The 14,064-nt window shown below is 71.2% G+C and carries 11 protein-coding genes; 4 read left to right on the plus strand and 7 right to left on the minus strand.

Features of this window, described 5'->3' with window-relative positions; translation table 11 throughout:
* Nucleotides 1-91: 91 nt before the first annotated feature.
* Genes KLI87_RS28130 through KLI87_RS28150 form a run of 5 tightly spaced genes read right to left on the minus strand, consistent with a single transcriptional unit; the run spans nucleotide 92 to nucleotide 7,536 of the window.
* Nucleotides 92-2,653 (minus strand): glycosyl hydrolase family 18 protein, encoded by a 2,562-nt coding sequence (locus KLI87_RS28130; RefSeq protein WP_214619348.1) that lies wholly within the window; start codon nucleotides 2,651-2,653, stop codon nucleotides 92-94.
* Between the two features lie 8 nt (nucleotides 2,654-2,661).
* The gene (locus KLI87_RS28135; protein WP_156216557.1) at nucleotides 2,662-3,261 is read right to left on the minus strand and encodes a DUF305 domain-containing protein; all 600 of its coding nucleotides are present in this window, start codon (nucleotides 3,259-3,261) and stop codon (nucleotides 2,662-2,664) included.
* 10 nt (nucleotides 3,262-3,271) lie between these two features.
* Entirely contained in the window at nucleotides 3,272-4,150 is an 879-nt protein-coding gene (locus tag KLI87_RS28140; protein ID WP_156216555.1) for a lytic polysaccharide monooxygenase, read from the minus strand.
* Between the two features lie 49 nt (nucleotides 4,151-4,199).
* Nucleotides 4,200-5,960 (minus strand): chitinase, encoded by a 1,761-nt coding sequence (locus KLI87_RS28145; protein ID WP_214619349.1) that lies wholly within the window; start codon nucleotides 5,958-5,960, stop codon nucleotides 4,200-4,202.
* A gap of 10 nt (nucleotides 5,961-5,970) precedes the next feature.
* Nucleotides 5,971-7,536, minus strand: coding sequence for a chitinase (locus KLI87_RS28150; RefSeq protein ID WP_156216551.1), 1,566 nt, complete (start codon nucleotides 7,534-7,536; stop codon nucleotides 5,971-5,973).
* Between the two features lie 341 nt (nucleotides 7,537-7,877).
* Here KLI87_RS28150 and KLI87_RS28155 point away from each other — a divergent pair, with 341 nt between their 5' ends.
* Genes KLI87_RS28155 through KLI87_RS28165 form a run of 3 tightly spaced genes read left to right on the plus strand, consistent with a single transcriptional unit; the run spans nucleotide 7,878 to nucleotide 11,221 of the window.
* Complete coding sequence (locus KLI87_RS28155) at nucleotides 7,878-8,462, plus strand: helix-turn-helix domain-containing protein (protein WP_214619350.1); 585 nt, start codon at nucleotides 7,878-7,880, stop codon at nucleotides 8,460-8,462.
* Between the two features lie 6 nt (nucleotides 8,463-8,468).
* Nucleotides 8,469-9,722: an MFS transporter gene (locus tag KLI87_RS28160; protein WP_214619351.1), complete on the plus strand. Its 1,254-nt coding sequence runs from the start codon at nucleotides 8,469-8,471 to the stop codon at nucleotides 9,720-9,722.
* A 44-nt stretch (nucleotides 9,723-9,766) separates the two neighbouring features.
* Nucleotides 9,767-11,221 carry a M1 family metallopeptidase gene (locus tag KLI87_RS28165; protein ID WP_156216544.1) on the plus strand — a complete coding sequence of 485 codons (1,455 nt, stop codon included), beginning with the start codon at nucleotides 9,767-9,769 and terminating at the stop codon, nucleotides 11,219-11,221.
* Between the two features lie 46 nt (nucleotides 11,222-11,267).
* On the opposite strand, the gene KLI87_RS28170 is transcribed toward KLI87_RS28165, so the two are convergent.
* Nucleotides 11,268-12,845: an MFS transporter gene (locus KLI87_RS28170; RefSeq protein WP_214619352.1), complete on the minus strand. Its 1,578-nt coding sequence runs from the start codon at nucleotides 12,843-12,845 to the stop codon at nucleotides 11,268-11,270.
* A gap of 89 nt (nucleotides 12,846-12,934) precedes the next feature.
* On the opposite strand from KLI87_RS28170, the gene KLI87_RS28175 reads away from it, so the two are divergent.
* Nucleotides 12,935-13,399 (plus strand): MarR family winged helix-turn-helix transcriptional regulator, encoded by a 465-nt coding sequence (locus tag KLI87_RS28175; RefSeq protein ID WP_214619353.1) that lies wholly within the window; start codon nucleotides 12,935-12,937, stop codon nucleotides 13,397-13,399.
* 156 nt (nucleotides 13,400-13,555) lie between these two features.
* Here KLI87_RS28175 and KLI87_RS28180 read toward each other — a convergent pair whose 3' ends face one another.
* Nucleotides 13,556-14,017: a pyridoxamine 5'-phosphate oxidase gene (locus KLI87_RS28180; protein WP_308166251.1), complete on the minus strand. Its 462-nt coding sequence runs from the start codon at nucleotides 14,015-14,017 to the stop codon at nucleotides 13,556-13,558.
* Nucleotides 14,018-14,064: the final 47 nt, after the last annotated feature.

A 14,064-nucleotide genomic window follows, 5' to 3' on the forward strand; every position in this document is an offset into this window, starting at 1 on the left:
CGGAAATGGTGTCAGGGCCGGTGCCGCCTGACTGCGAGGTCGGCACCGGCCCTGAGTTCAGGGGACTACTTCAGATGAGCGGGCGACGCGGTCACCTCAGACCGTCGTCCACCGCCTTGGTGAGGACGCCGGGGTCGCCCGACATCTCCCAGATCATGGCGCCGAGCAGGTTCTTGCTCTTCAGCCACGCCATCTTCTTGCTGATCGACCAGGCGTCGTCGAAGGACCACCACTGGCCGTTGTTGCCGGTGTAGCAGTAGGTCGCGACCGCCTGCTCGTCATGGGTGATCTGGCAGTTGGGCACGCTGGCTATCAGGTTGCTGTAGCCGCGCGTCCCGGCCTCCTCCTGGAACTGGCCGGGGGCCGCGCCCTTGGCGTCCTGCCACTCGCCCTTCTTGCCGCCGTCGGTCACGTTCTGCCAGCCGCGGCCGTAGTACGCGAGACCGATCGTGAGCTTGCGCGGGTTGACGCCGGCGTCGAGGTAGGCCTTGACGGCGGCCTCGTCGCTGAAGTGGAACGAGTACGGGTCGTCGGTGTCGGTGTAGAGGTTGCCCGCGTGGCCGGTCCGGTTCGGCTCCCACGAGTTGTCGCTGCCCGAGCCGTGGAAGTCGTAGCCCTGGACGTTGAAGATGTCCAGGCTCTTGGCGACCTCCGGCAGGTCCCAGCCGGCCTGGATCTTGGCGGGGTCGGCGGGGGTGAACGCGGTCAGGTCGTAGCGCTTGCCGGTCTCCTTGGTCATGGCGTCGAGCTGGCGGCGGAACTCGGCGATCAGCAGGGTGTTGTTGGCCTTGTCGTCCTTGCCGATGTGGTTGCCCGGGTGCCCCTCGGCGCCCGGCCACTCCCAGTCGAGGTCGATGCCGTCGAAGATCCCCGCGGCCGTGCCCGGGCCGCCGGCGCCGTTGTAGTCCGGCAGGTTGCCCTTGATGTAGGTGTCGATGCAGGACGAGACGAACTTCTTGCGGCTGGCGTCGGTCGCGGCGACGTCGGAGAAGTACTTGGAGTACGTCCAGCCGCCGATCGAGATCAGCACGCGCAGCTTCGGGTACTTGGCCTTCAGCTTCTTGAGCTGGTTGTAGTTGCCGCGCAGCTTCTCCCAGCCGGAGTCGGCCTGGCCGTCCACCGACTGGGCGGCGCTGAAGGGACGCCCGTAGTCGGCCTCGGCATCGCCCGCGCCGTCACCCTGGTTCGGGTCCTGCGGGTCCGACGAGGTGCCCTTGGTGACACCCTGCAGGCAGGTCAGGTTCTTGGAGTCGATGTTGGCGAACGCGTAGTTGATGTGGGTCAGCTTGGCGGCGTTGCCGGTCGTGTCGAGGTTCTTCACGAAGTACTGGCGGCCGTAGATGCCCCACTGGACGAAGTAGCCGACGCGCGCGTACCCGTTGGCGACCATGTCGTCGGTGGTGACCTTCACCGCCGCGCTGGCCTCGGACACGTTGTCGTACAGGTCGCGTGCCTGGACGGCGAAGTTGTAGGCGGTGGAGGGCGACAGCCCCGCCACGGTCGCCGACGTCCCGGTCACCGTCGTGGCGACCTTCCCGTCCACCAGCACGTCGTAGTTGGCGACGCCGTGGTCGTCGGTCGAGGCGTTCCACGCGAGCTTGACGCTGGCGGAGTCCTTGCCGGTGCTGCGCAGGCCGGACGGCACCGAGGGCGCCTTGGTGTCGTCGGCCGGGTTGTTGGTCTTGACCGTGACCGGCTCGCTGGCGGGCGACAGGCCGCCCTTGCGGTCCCTGGCCTTCACCGTGAACGTGTAGTCGGTGTTCGGGGTAAGGCCGGTGACGGTGGCGTTGGTCTCGGCGACCGTCGTCGCCAGCGTCGAGCCGTTGTACACCTCGTAGGCGGTGATCGGCAGGCTGCCGGGCTTGGCGGCGTCCCAGGTCAGCGAGACCGTCTTGGTCGTCTTCACCGGCGACTTCAGGCCGCCGGGCGCGCTCGGCGCGGCGTCCCCCGAACCGTCGCAGTTGACGTCGTTCACGCGGCAGGTCGTCGGCTGCGCGCCGGACTGGCTGACGCTGAACGTCGGGCTGTAGGGCTCGGTCGTGCGGCCCGCGCCGATCGTGGCGTTGAAGTAGGCGGGGCTGAGGGTGACCGTCCGCCCGTTCTGGGCGATGGTGCCGTTGTCGGCGCCGCTCGCGGTCACGCCCGCGGGCAGGTCGAACACGACGGACCAGTTCGTGATCGTCGCGGAGCTGTTGTTCGCGACGATGAACTTGGCGCGCGTCCCCTCGACCGAGTAGGTCGCGGTGACGCCCGCCGAGGGCTGCGGGCCCTCACCCGAACCGTCGCAGTTCGCTCCGCTCAGGGTGCACGAGGTCGGGGTCGCGGCGGAGCTGAGCGAGAACGTGGGGCTGTAAGGCTCGGAGCTTCCGCCCCCGCGAATGGTGTTGATGTAATGGGCCGGGGTCAGCGTCACCTTCGTCCCATTCTGGGTGAGGGTGGCGTTCTGCGGGCTGCTGGCTTTCACCCCCGAGGGGAGCTCAAAGGTCAGCGACCAGTTGCTGATCGAGGCCGAACCTGGATTGCTGACCACATACTTTCCGGTCGTGCCCGAGAGGCTGAACACCGCCGTCAGTCGATCGGCCGCCCGCGCCGGCGCGACGGCCAACGCTGAGACCACGACGAGGGTGAGCAGGGCACTGATCAATCGGCGCATGCCTACACCTACTTCTGGGATGGGTTGTGCGGGGAGCGGGAGCCGAGGATCGCCAGCATCCGCGTGATCTGCGCGGACCGGGAGCGGTCGACGTTCTCGGCCAGCCGGCGGGTCCAGGCGTCCTGGCCGCCGCCGGTCTCCATGCGCGCCATCTGGACGGTGTCGTCCTGATGGGCGATCAGGAGGTTGAGGAAGGCGCGTTCGAACCGGTCGGGGGGCGTCCGGTCGAGCGCGTCCAGCTCGGTCTGGGTGGTCTCGGGCATGCCGCCGTGCGAGGCGTGCGAGTGCGGCGGCGCGGTGGGCGGACGCCGCCACCCGCGCAACCGTCCCGCCATGTCCTTGACCTCGGTGAGCTGGGTGGACTCGATCGCCGCCGCCAGGGTCGCCACCTCCGGGCGGACGGGATGGCGGCGCACCAGCCGCACCAGCCGCACGCCCTGCCCCTGATGGGGGACCATCATCTGCAGGAACATCACGTCGGTGGCGTTGAACCCGGGCCCGCCGCGCTCGGCGGCGGGCGCGGTCGACGACGAGCCGCCGACGGCCCCGCACTGGACGACCAGCAGCAGGACGCAGGCGGCGAGCAGAGCCAGTGCGCCGTACCTCATGGCGCCGCGCTCAGGCCGTCCGCCAGAGGGCGGAGGTCGTCGCGGGCTCCCACCCGGCGATCGCCGTGTGCGGCTGGACGCACTCGTAGGTCGCCCCGTTGTAGGTGACCTTGTCGCCGGTCTTGTAGGCCGTCCCGGCGGCCCACGTGCCGCTCTCGGGCGGCGTGGTGGGCGGCGTGGTGGGCGGCGTCGTCGGCGGGTTGGTCGGCGGGTTCGTCGGCGGTGTGGTGGGGGGCGTCGTCGGGCCGTTGGAGCCGCCGAAGTCCACGTCCGAGCAGGTGTAGAACGCCTCGTTGCTGCCCATGACCCGCTGCCAGATCGAGTAGATCAGGTGCCGGCCGGTGCGCGGCGGGATGTTCAGCGTCCACTTGGTGAACGTGGTCGGGTTCTGCCTGTTGAAGGTCTGCAGGTGGACCAGGTCGGCCCAGCGCAGCGGCTGCGAGGGGTCCCAGCCCTCGCGGGTGATGTAGTACTCGAAGTTGCTGGCCGCGTGCGGCGCGGTCGCGTGGTAGGTGATCGTCAGCGGGCCGGAGGTGATGCGCTTGGCGGGCCAGTCGGTGCGCTGGAGGTCCAGCCCCCGGTACTTGGCGCGCCCGGCGCTGCACAGCTGCCCGTCCGGGATGATCTGCCGGTGCCGCCCGGCGGCGTCCAGCAGCGACACCTCGTTCCAGTCGTAGAACGCCTGGGTGCCGGCGACCGCGACGGCCGCCTTGCAGGCGTCCGACTTCGGGTACTCGGGGCCCTCGTCCTTGCAGACGTACACGCGGCTCGGCGGGTCCGACATCGTGCCGTGCGCGCTGGCGGGGGCCGCGGGCGCCAGCACGGCGACCGCCGACGCCGCCGGGACCGCGGCCGCCGCGACGGCGACCTTCGCTCGGGTGGATCTCATCTTCTTCCTTCCGGTTGGGGTGGGGACTCCGGCGCGCGGGCCGGAGCTCTCACGGAAGCGCGTTGAGGAACGGCTCGTGGGCGTTCATGAACTCCCAGTTGAAGTAGCGGTCCCAGTTGATCGACCAGGTCATCAGCCCGCGCAGCGCCGGCGACGGCCCGCCGCGCAGCGTGTAGGAGCCGCATCCGGTGCCCTTGGCCAGGCAGGTGAACGCCTGCTGCACCTGCGCCGGCGAGGTGTGGCCGTTGCCCGCGGGGACGGCGGCCGGGGTCCCGAACCCGATCTGCTCGGGGCGCAGCCCCGGGAACGTCTGGCCGGTGTTCGCGACCGTGAACCCGGCCTTCACCATGTCGGTCATCGCGATGTGGAACTCGGCGCCGCCCATCGTGTGGTACTGGCCGTCCAGCCCCATCACCGGGCCGGAGTTGTAGTCCTGGACGTGCAGCACGGTCAGCGCGTCCCGCATCGCGTGGATCACCGGCAGGTAGGACCCGGTGCGGCCGTCACCGCCGCCCGATCCGCCGTAGAACTGGTGGCCGACCTGCACGAAGAAGGTCTCCGGCGCCATCGTCAGCACGAACTTCTCGCCGTACTTGGCCTTCAGCGACTTCAGCGCCGAGATCAGGTTGACGATCACCGGGGTCTTCGGGTTGCGGAAGTCGGTGTCACCGGAGTTCAGGTAGAGCGAGTGGCCCTCGAAGTCGACGTCCAGGCCGTCCAGCCCGTACCTGTCGATGATCTCCGACACCGACCGGACGAAGGTGTCCCGCGCGGCCGCCGTGGTGAGCTGCACCTGCCCGTTCTGGCCGCCGATCGAGATCAGCACCTTCTTGCCCTTGGCCTGCTTGGCGCGGATCGCCGCGATGAACTCGGCGTCGCTCTCCACGCTCGGGCACTCGCTCGCCGGGCAGCGGTTGAAGCGGATGTCGCCGGAGGTCACCGAGGTGGGCTCGCCGAAGGAGAGGTTGATGATGTCCCAGGCGTCCGGGACGTCGGCCATCTTCATGTAGCCCGACCCGTTGGCGAAGCTCGCGTGCAGGTACCCGATGAGCGCGTGCTTGGGCAGGCCGGTGTCCACGCAGCCGCCGGTCGTCCCGGTGACGGGGTCGGACTTGGCCGACTCCCCCACCTCGTTGTAGGCCGCGACGGTGAGCGCGTGCGTGGTGCACTTGGCCAGCCCGCCGACCGTGGCGGACGTGCCGGTGACGGTCGCCTTCACCTCCGAGCCCTCGTAGACGCGGTAACCGGTGACGGTCCCCGGCGCGGCGCTCCACGACAGCGCGATCGAGTCGTCGGTGACCGATCCGAGCCGCGGGGTGTCCGGACGGCCCGGCGTCCCCGGCTGGGGGCTGCCGGGACCGTCCAGCACGACGTCGTCCGCGTGGTACGTTCCGGCGCCGAACCACCCGTGCAGGAAGATCTGCGCCGACTTCTGGTCGGCCGCCGTGGTGAAGGTCAGCGTCAGCTTCGTGTAGTCCGAGGCCGACGGCGTCCAGGTGGACGCGCCGCCCGTCACGCCCAGGTACACGTAGTTGCCGCGTACCCAGGCGCTCAGCGTGTAGGCGGTGCCGGGCTGGACGCCCACCGTCTGCGTGCACTGGCCGTTGTCGCCGGCGCTGACCCCGCCGGCCAGCGCGTACTTGCCCGTCCGCACCGGCGTGGTCACCGCCGACCCGCCGCCCGAGCACGTCCAGCCGCTCAGCGAGCCGCTCTCGAACCCGGCGTTGGACAGGACGTTCTCGGCGTGCGCGGGACCCGCCGCCACCAGCAGCCCGGCGAGCATGACCGCCAGGACCCAGATCTTCCTCATGTCGGCCCCTCTACGGCAGCGTCTTCAGGTGCGAACCGACGGTCCTGGCGAATCCGCCGCCGTTGGTGACGTCCCAGTTGATGGACCAGGTCATCGCGCCGCGGATGTCGGGGTAGGTGCTCGACGGCTTGAACTTGCCGCAGCCGGTGCCCTTGGCCAGGCAGTCCAGCGCGTTGTTGACCAGCCCCGGCTGGACGACGCCGCCGCCCGCCGCGCCCGGACCGGCCGGCAGCCCGAGGCCGACCTGGTCGGCGCGCAGCCCGCCCTGGAGCTGGATGCACGCCAGCGCGGTCATGAAGTCGACCGTGCCCTGGCTGTAGACGCCCTGGTCGCAGCCGAGCATGGTGCCGGAGTTGTAGTACTGCATGTTGACGACGGTGAGGATGTCCTTGATGTTCAGCGCGAGCTGGAAGTACGCCGCGCCGGTGGACTGCATGTCGACCGTCTGCGGCGCCATCATGATGATCAGGTTGCTGCCGGCCTTGGCGCGCAGCGCCCGCAGCGCCTGCCCCATGTACTGCGGGCTGATGCCGTTCTCCATGTCGATGTCGACACCGTCGAAGCCCCACTCGTCCATCAGCTTGGAGACGGAGTTCGTGAACAGCGTCGCGGCGCTGGAGTTGCCGACCCAGACCGCGCCCTTCTCACCGCCGACCGACAGGATGACCTTCTTGCCCTTGGCCTGGAGCGCCTTCACGTCCGCCTTGAACTGCTCGTCGGTGTAGCCGCCGACCTTGCCGGCGAGGCCCGGGTCGACCTTGAAGCTGACCTCTCCGAAGTTGCTCGTCGACTCGCCGAAGGCGACCGCGATGACGTCGTACTCGTCAGGCACCTGGGAGAGCTTCAGCGGCCTCGCGGAGTTCACGAAGTCGTGCCAGTACCCGGTCAGGATGTGCTTGGGCAGCGCCGCGGTCGCGCAGCCGGTCGTCGTCCCGGTGGTGGCGGCGCTCGCCGGCGACTCGCCCTTCTCGTCGTAGGCCTTGACGGTGTAGCTGTGCGTGGAGCACTTCTCCAGGCCGTTCAGCGTGGCGGTCGTGCCGGTGACGGTGGCCTTCACCTCCGAGCCCTCGTAGACGCGGTAGCCGGTCGGCGTTCCGCTGCCGGCCTTCCAGGTCAGGGTGAGCCCGGTGTCGGTGCGTCCGCTGACGCTGACCGAGGCGGGGGCACCGAGGCCGCCCGGCTCATTGGACCCCCCGGTGCAGGGCTGGCCGTTGAACTTGCAGTTCTCGGGGCTCCCGGAGCCCGTCCCGGTGAATCCGAAGACCACCGACTTGCCCGGCGCGATCGCGCCGTTGTACTCGCGGTTGCGGAAGACGTAGTGGGACGCCCCGTCCTTGGTCATGAGGGCGTCCCAGTAGGCCCCGACGGCGGACCCGGACGGAAGGTCGAACTCGACCGTCCATCCGTCGACGGCCGAGCCGGACCCGTTGGTGAGGGTGTACCTGCCCTCCCAGCCCGCCCCCCAGTCGGACGGCTTGGAGAACGTCGCGCTCGGCGCCTCGGCGCGGGCGGTGAGCGGGACGAGGACGACGATCAGGAGGGCGGCGAAGATGCTGAGGATGGTGCGCGGACGCAAGACTCACTCCAACGGCACGGTAGGGAAACATGGCGGAATTCCCCCGAACCCCGAGTCAGGCGCGTAATCAACAGTAAGGTTTCCTATAAATTTGAGAGCACGTTAACCAGCGGCTCCGCGCCCGGCAAGCCCCCGCGCGCAACCTCCGCGCCCGCCTGGGCAACCACCGCAGGTTGAACACCGAACCACCCAGGGCGACCACGAATCTTGGCACGAATCGACAAAGGATCGGCGCACCGGGCACAGGGATCCACAATCCCCCCTCCCATCTCATTCGAGACCTGCGCGTTCACTATGGAAAGACTCTTTCGAAAGACTCTTTCGAGCGCTAACCTCCAGGTGTGAGCGACGAACCTGGGAACGACCGCAGGAAGCTGACCGACCCGCAGGAGCTGCGCGTCCTGGCCCATCCGACCCGGCTGCGGATCTTGCAGGCCCTCTACGAGCTGGGGTCGGCGACCGCCACCGAGATGGCCGAGCACGTCGATGAGAGCCCGGCCAACTGCTCCTGGCACCTGCGGCAGCTCGGCAAGCACGGCTTCGCCGAGGAGACCGGCGAGGGCCAGGGCCGCCAGCGCCCCTGGCGGCCCTCCGGACGGTCGCTGGAATGGGGCGGCAGCGACGAGCCCGCCCCCGTCGCCGCCGCCAGCGACGCCCTCAGCGCGGTGTTCATGGAGCAGGAGTTCGACCTGATCCGCGCCTGGCAGGCGTGGCGGCGCACCGACCCGGCCGTCTGGCAGGACGCGGCGGGCTTCTCCGAGAGCACGGTCTGGGTCACCGCCACCGAGCTCGCCGAGATCAACGCGGCGCTCACCGAGATCAGGCTGCGCCACCGCGAACGCCGGGACGACCCGTCCAGGCGCCCGCCGGGCAGCCGCCGGGTCTCGGTGTTCACCTCGGCCGTCCCCACCGACCCCGCGCGGTGAGGGCCGGTGCCGGGGGCGCTGTGGCGTGACCGCGAGCTGCGGCTGCTGACCGTCGGCCTCACCACCGGGATGGCGGGCGACTCGGTGATGCTGCTGACCTTCGCGGTGTGGGTCAAGAGCCTCACCGGCTCCACCGCCTCGGCCGCGATGGTGATGCCGTGCCTGGCGGGCCCGTCCGCGCTGGCGCCCCTGGGCGGCTGGCTGCTCGACCGGGTGTCCAAGCGGCGCTTCCTCGTCCACGCCAACCTGGTGGCGGCGGTGGTCCTGCTCCCCCTCCTGGCCGTCCGCGACCGGAGCGACGTCTGGATCATCTACGTGGTCGCCGCGCTCTACGGGACGCTGTTCGTCGCCACCGCCGCCGCGCTCAACGGTCTGCTCAAGGAGCTCCTGGACGACGACATGCTCGTCGCCGTCAACGGGACGCTGCAAGGGATCAAGGAGGGGCTGCGGGTGGCGGGCCCGCTGACCGGCGCGGCGCTGTTCGCGGTCCTGGGCGGCGCGGCGGTCGCGCTGGTCGACGCCGTGACCTTCCTCGTCGCGGCCGGGAGCATCGCGGCGATCCGTCCGCCGCGCTTCGAGGTCCGGCGAGGGGGCCCGTCCTGGCGGGGTGAGCTGTCGGCCGGGGTCAGGCACCTGGTGGACGACCCGGCCCTGCGGCGCACGATGACCGCGTCCGCGATCGCCTGGCTCGTCCTCGGCCTGGGCGAGTCGGTGTCCTTCGCGATCGTCGAGCGGGGGCTGCACCGCCCGCCCGAGTTCCTCGGCGTGCTGGCCTGCGCCCAGGGGGTCGGCTCGGTCGCCGGAGGGCTGGCGTCCGCGCGGGCCGTCCGGCGGGTGGGCGAGATGGGGGCGCTCGCGGTCGGCCTGTGCGCCTTCGGGGCGGGCACGGCCCTGTGCGCGGTCGCCGCGCTCCCCGCCGTCCTCGCGGGACGGGTCGTCGCCGGCGCGGGCTTCGCCGTCGGCATGGTCGCCTTCGTCACGCTCCTCCAGCGCCGGACCCCCGCGTCCCTGCTCGGCCGCGTCTCCACCGCCGCCGAGACCTTCACCAGCGGGCCTCAGACGATCTCCATCATGATCGGCGCCGCGCTCATCGCCGCCGTGGACCACCGCCTCCTGCTGGGCGTCATGGCGGTGGGCATGGTCGGCGCCGGCCTCCACCTGTGGCCCCACCGGCACCTCGCCGCGCGGGCCCCGGCTCACGTCGATCGTTCTCCAACCATGATCGACATTCGCCACCGGGACGGTAATGATCTTGTTTGAGCAGTTCGGCAGAGATCGTTCCACCCGACCGGGAAGGACACCCGATGGCGGTTCCCAGGTTCACCCACCGGCTCCCGCTCGCGGTCGCCGCGGCCGCGGCGGCCGGCGCCGCGGCGCTCGGGCCGCTCGCGCCCGCCGCGTCCGCCGACCTCCGCTTCGAACCCGGCGCCCCGGGGCTCGGCGACCCCTACTTCCCCGACCTCGGCAACGGCGGCTACGACGTCCAGCGCTACCACCTCAAGACCGGCTACGACCCGGACACCGACCATCTGACCGGCACGACCACGATCACGGCCGTCGCCACCCGGAACCTGTCGCGCTTCAACCTCGACCTGTACAAGCTGAACGTGCGGTCGGTGCGGGTGGACGGCGCCGCCGCCTCGTTCGCGCGCACCGGCGAGCGCGAGCTGGAGATCACGCCGCGCCGGGGGCTGCGCGAGCGCCGCACGTTCACGGTGGTCGTCCGCTACGACGGCGTCCCGGTGACGCTCGGCGGTTCGGTGGTGTTCGACCTGCCTTACGGGTTCCTGCACACCAGGGACGGCGCCACGATCGTGGGCGAGCCCGACGCCGCCTCCACCTGGTTCCCCTCCAACGACAACCCGCGCGACAAGGCCTACTTCACGACCGAGACGACCGTGCCGCGCGGCCTCCAGGTGATCGGCAACGGGCACCTGGTCAAGCGGTGGAGCGCCCGCGGCGAGGACACCTTCGTGTGGCGGGAGGACCGGCCGATGGCGACGTACCTGGCGACGGCCTCGATCGGACGGTTCAACGTGTCCACGACCACCACCCGCACAGGGATCCCGCAGCTCGACGCCGTCGACCCGGAGGTCGCCGACGACCCCGACTCGCTCGCCACCCCCGCCCGCACCACGCGGGCGACCGACGAGCTGGCGGGCTACTTCGGCGCCTACCCGTTCACCTCCACCGGCTCCATCATCGAGAACAACGCCGTCCCGCCGCTCAACGTCGACAACGCGCTGGAGACCCAGACCCGGCCCACCTACCAGAAGCAGCCCGTGGAGAAGGGCGTCGTGCACGAGATCAGCCACCAGTGGTTCGGCAACAGCGTCAGCGCCGCCCGCTGGAAGGACGTCTGGCTGAACGAGGGCTTCGCGCTCTGGACGGAGCGGTACTGGGCCGAGCGGCACGGCGGGCCGTCCGCCCACGACGTGTTCAAGCGCGACTACGACAACCCGCCGCCCATCCCGCCGGGACGGCCCGCCTTCTGGGACATCACGGTGGCCGACCCCTCCCGCGACCAGATGTTCCACCGCGCGGTCTACTTCCGCGGCGGGATGGCCCTCCAGGCGCTCCGCGAGCGGATCGGCGACGAGCCGTTCCTGCGGCTGGTCCGCACCTGGCTCGCCGACCACAGGTACGGCGACGCCACCACCGAGGAGTTCGAGGCGCTCGCCGAGAAGATCTCCGGCCAGGACCTCGACCGGCTCTTCGAGGTGTGGATCCACACGCCGGGCAAGCCCGCGAGCTGGTGACCCGACCGCCCGGGGCCGGCGCGGACCGGCCCCGGACGGCCCGCGCTCACCCTCCGGCGGGCGTCGTCACGGGCGCGGCCGTCTCCCCGACGTCGGCCGCGTCCGGCCGCACGGTCCGGCGGACGGGACGCAGGGCGACCATCAGCAGGGCCACCCCCGAGAACGCGATCAGCATCGTCCAGCCCGAGCCGACGTGCATGGCGTGGATGAACGCGTCATTGGCCTCGCCCACCAGGTCGGGACGGTCGATCGCGGCCGCGACGTGCCGCGCCTGCTCGGCCGAGACCCGCGCCTGCTCCCCCGCCGTGCCCGGCACGTCGCGCAACGACGGTTCGATCGCGCCCCTGTAGGCGATCGACATGATCGTGCCGCCGGCCGCGATGCCGAGCACGCTGCCGGTCTGCCGGACGGTGTTGGTGACCGCCGACCCTGCGCCGGCACGCTCCAACGGCAGCGTGCTCATCAGCTCCGTCGTCACCGGGCCGATCACCATCCCGATCGCGAGCCCCTGCACCAGGAACACCAGCTCGATCCAGACCAGCGGGGTGTGCAGCCCGAAGAGGGCGGCCGAGCCCATCGCCAGCGCCGAGACGGCCAGCGCCGGGACGGCGACCGGCCGCAGCGAGTAGCGGCTCACCAGCCGGACCGCGAGCGGCGCGCCGACCATCAGGCCCGCCGCCACCGGGCAGATCGCGAGACCCGCCTCCAGCGGCGAGAAGCCGCGCGCCCCCTGGAGGTAGAACGCGCCGTAGAAGCCCGCGGCGGTCATGGCGAACATCAGCATGCCGAGCGCGGCGTTGCCGCCGCCGAACACGCGCTCGGCCAGCAGCCGGGGGTCGAATCCCGGCTGGCGGGCCCGCAGCTCGACGACCACGAAGGCGGCCAGCAGGACCAGCCCCACGAGGATCGGCGCCCACACGTCCACCGGGGTCCAGGACGCCACCTGCCCCGCGCGGATCAGCCCGTAGGCCAGGAAGGCGAGGCCGCTGATCGACAGCGCCAGCCCCGCCAGGTCCAGCGGGCGCCGCTCGGGGCTGCGGAAGTTCGGGACGAGCGTGAGGATCCCGGCCAGCGCCAGCACCGTCACCGGCACGTTGACCAGGAAGACCGAGCCCCACCAGAACCGTTCGAGCAGCAGCCCGGCCAGCAGCGGCCCGGCCGCGATCCCGACCCCGGCCGAGGAGGAGAACAGCCCGATCGCGGTCGCCCGCGCGGCGCCGCTGAACGTCCACATCATGATCGCCATGGTCGCGGGCATGATCAGCGCGCCGCCCACGCCCATCGCGGCGCGCGCGGCGATCAGCCCGCCCGCGCCGCCGGCGTAGGCCGCCCACACCGAGGCGGCGCCGAAGATCGCGATCCCGGTCGCGAGCACGGTGCGGTGGCCGAAGCGGTCGCCGAGCGCGCCCGCGGTGAACATCAGCGTGGCGAACACCAGCGTGTAGGAGCCGGTGACCCACTGCAGCTCGGCGGGGCTGGCGCCGATCCCCCGCTCGGGGTCGGCGAGGGTCTCGAAGGCGGTCGAGAGGATCGTGTTGTCCAGCCAGATCAGCAGCGAGGACGACAGCAGCACGATGAGGATCATCCGTTGCCTGGACGCCGGCAACGCGGGCGGACTCGTCATGGGGAACCTTCGCTAAGATAGTCAAGAACCTGACGAAACGCATGATGGCCCGATCGTCAGGAACCTGTCAATCTCCGAAGGGGCGAACGTTGGGTTTCCATCGCCACGACACCGGGACGCTGGCGTTCCAGGTCCGCACGGTCTGGCTGAACATGCGGGCGGCGATCGGCGAGGAGCTCAAGGCCTTCGGCCTGTCGACCCCGCAGTACGCGACGCTGATCATGACCCAGGCGCATCCGGGCATGTCCGTCGCCGACATCGCCCGGCAGGTGGCCAGCACCCGCCAGGCCGCCAACGAGATGCTCGCGGGCCTGGAGGCGCAGGGCCTGGTCGAGCGCCGCCCGAACCCGTCCGACCGCCGCTCACACAAGATCCACATCACCGAGTCCGGCCGGACGCGCCTGGCCGAGGCCCGCGTCGCCGTGGCCCGCCGCGAGGCCGATCTGGAGGCGGCCTTCACCCCCGAGCAGCGAACGGCCGCCCGGGACTGGCTGGACGGCGTGGCCCGCGCCTGCCGCCTCTCCGCACCCCCGACGGACTCCTCAAAGGGCTAGGAGCCCCTTTGTTTCGGAGGCGCTAGATGCGGCTCCCCCAGCGAAAGGTGATGGATCTCCCTCGGCGACCAGGAAGGCCGCCGCCGCGCCGGTTCCGGCCGGGTCACCGCCTGGACGGCTGGCAGGCCCGTTCCTGCCTCGCACTGCGTGGACGGCTCAGCGGGCGGGGCTGCCGGTCGCGCGGTCGGGGGTGAGCAGGACCGCGACGCGGCGTTCCTCGGCCATCGTCCGGTCGTAGGTCGGCCAGTCGTCGTGGGTGCCGCCCGCGGCGGTGAAGATCTCGCGCAGCAGCACCCGGAGGCGCTCGGCGTCCACGCCGGGCAGCGGGTCGTCGGGGCCGGCGAGTTCGACCGGGCCCTCGGCGGACGCCCACTCCCAGCCGGAGCGGACCACCACGTTCGCGCGCGGCCGCGCGCGCAGGTAGTCGATCTTGCGGGCGCCGCCGACCGCGACCAGGCCGACCACCCGCGCCCCGGTCACCGGGTGCGCGAGGACCCCCGCGTTCACCACCGACGACTGGATCGTCCCGTCCGGACGCAGGGTCGAGACCACGCACAGGCCGTGGTCGCCCGGGACGAGCCCGGCGAAGCGATCGAGCCCGCTGTTCAAGTGATCCACCGTGAACCCCCTCGTTCCTCGGTCAGGACATGATCCTATGCGGTGCG

This window comes from Actinomadura sp. NEAU-AAG7 (assembly GCF_018603865.1).
Lineage (GTDB): Bacteria > Actinomycetota > Actinomycetes > Streptosporangiales > Streptosporangiaceae > Spirillospora > Spirillospora litoris.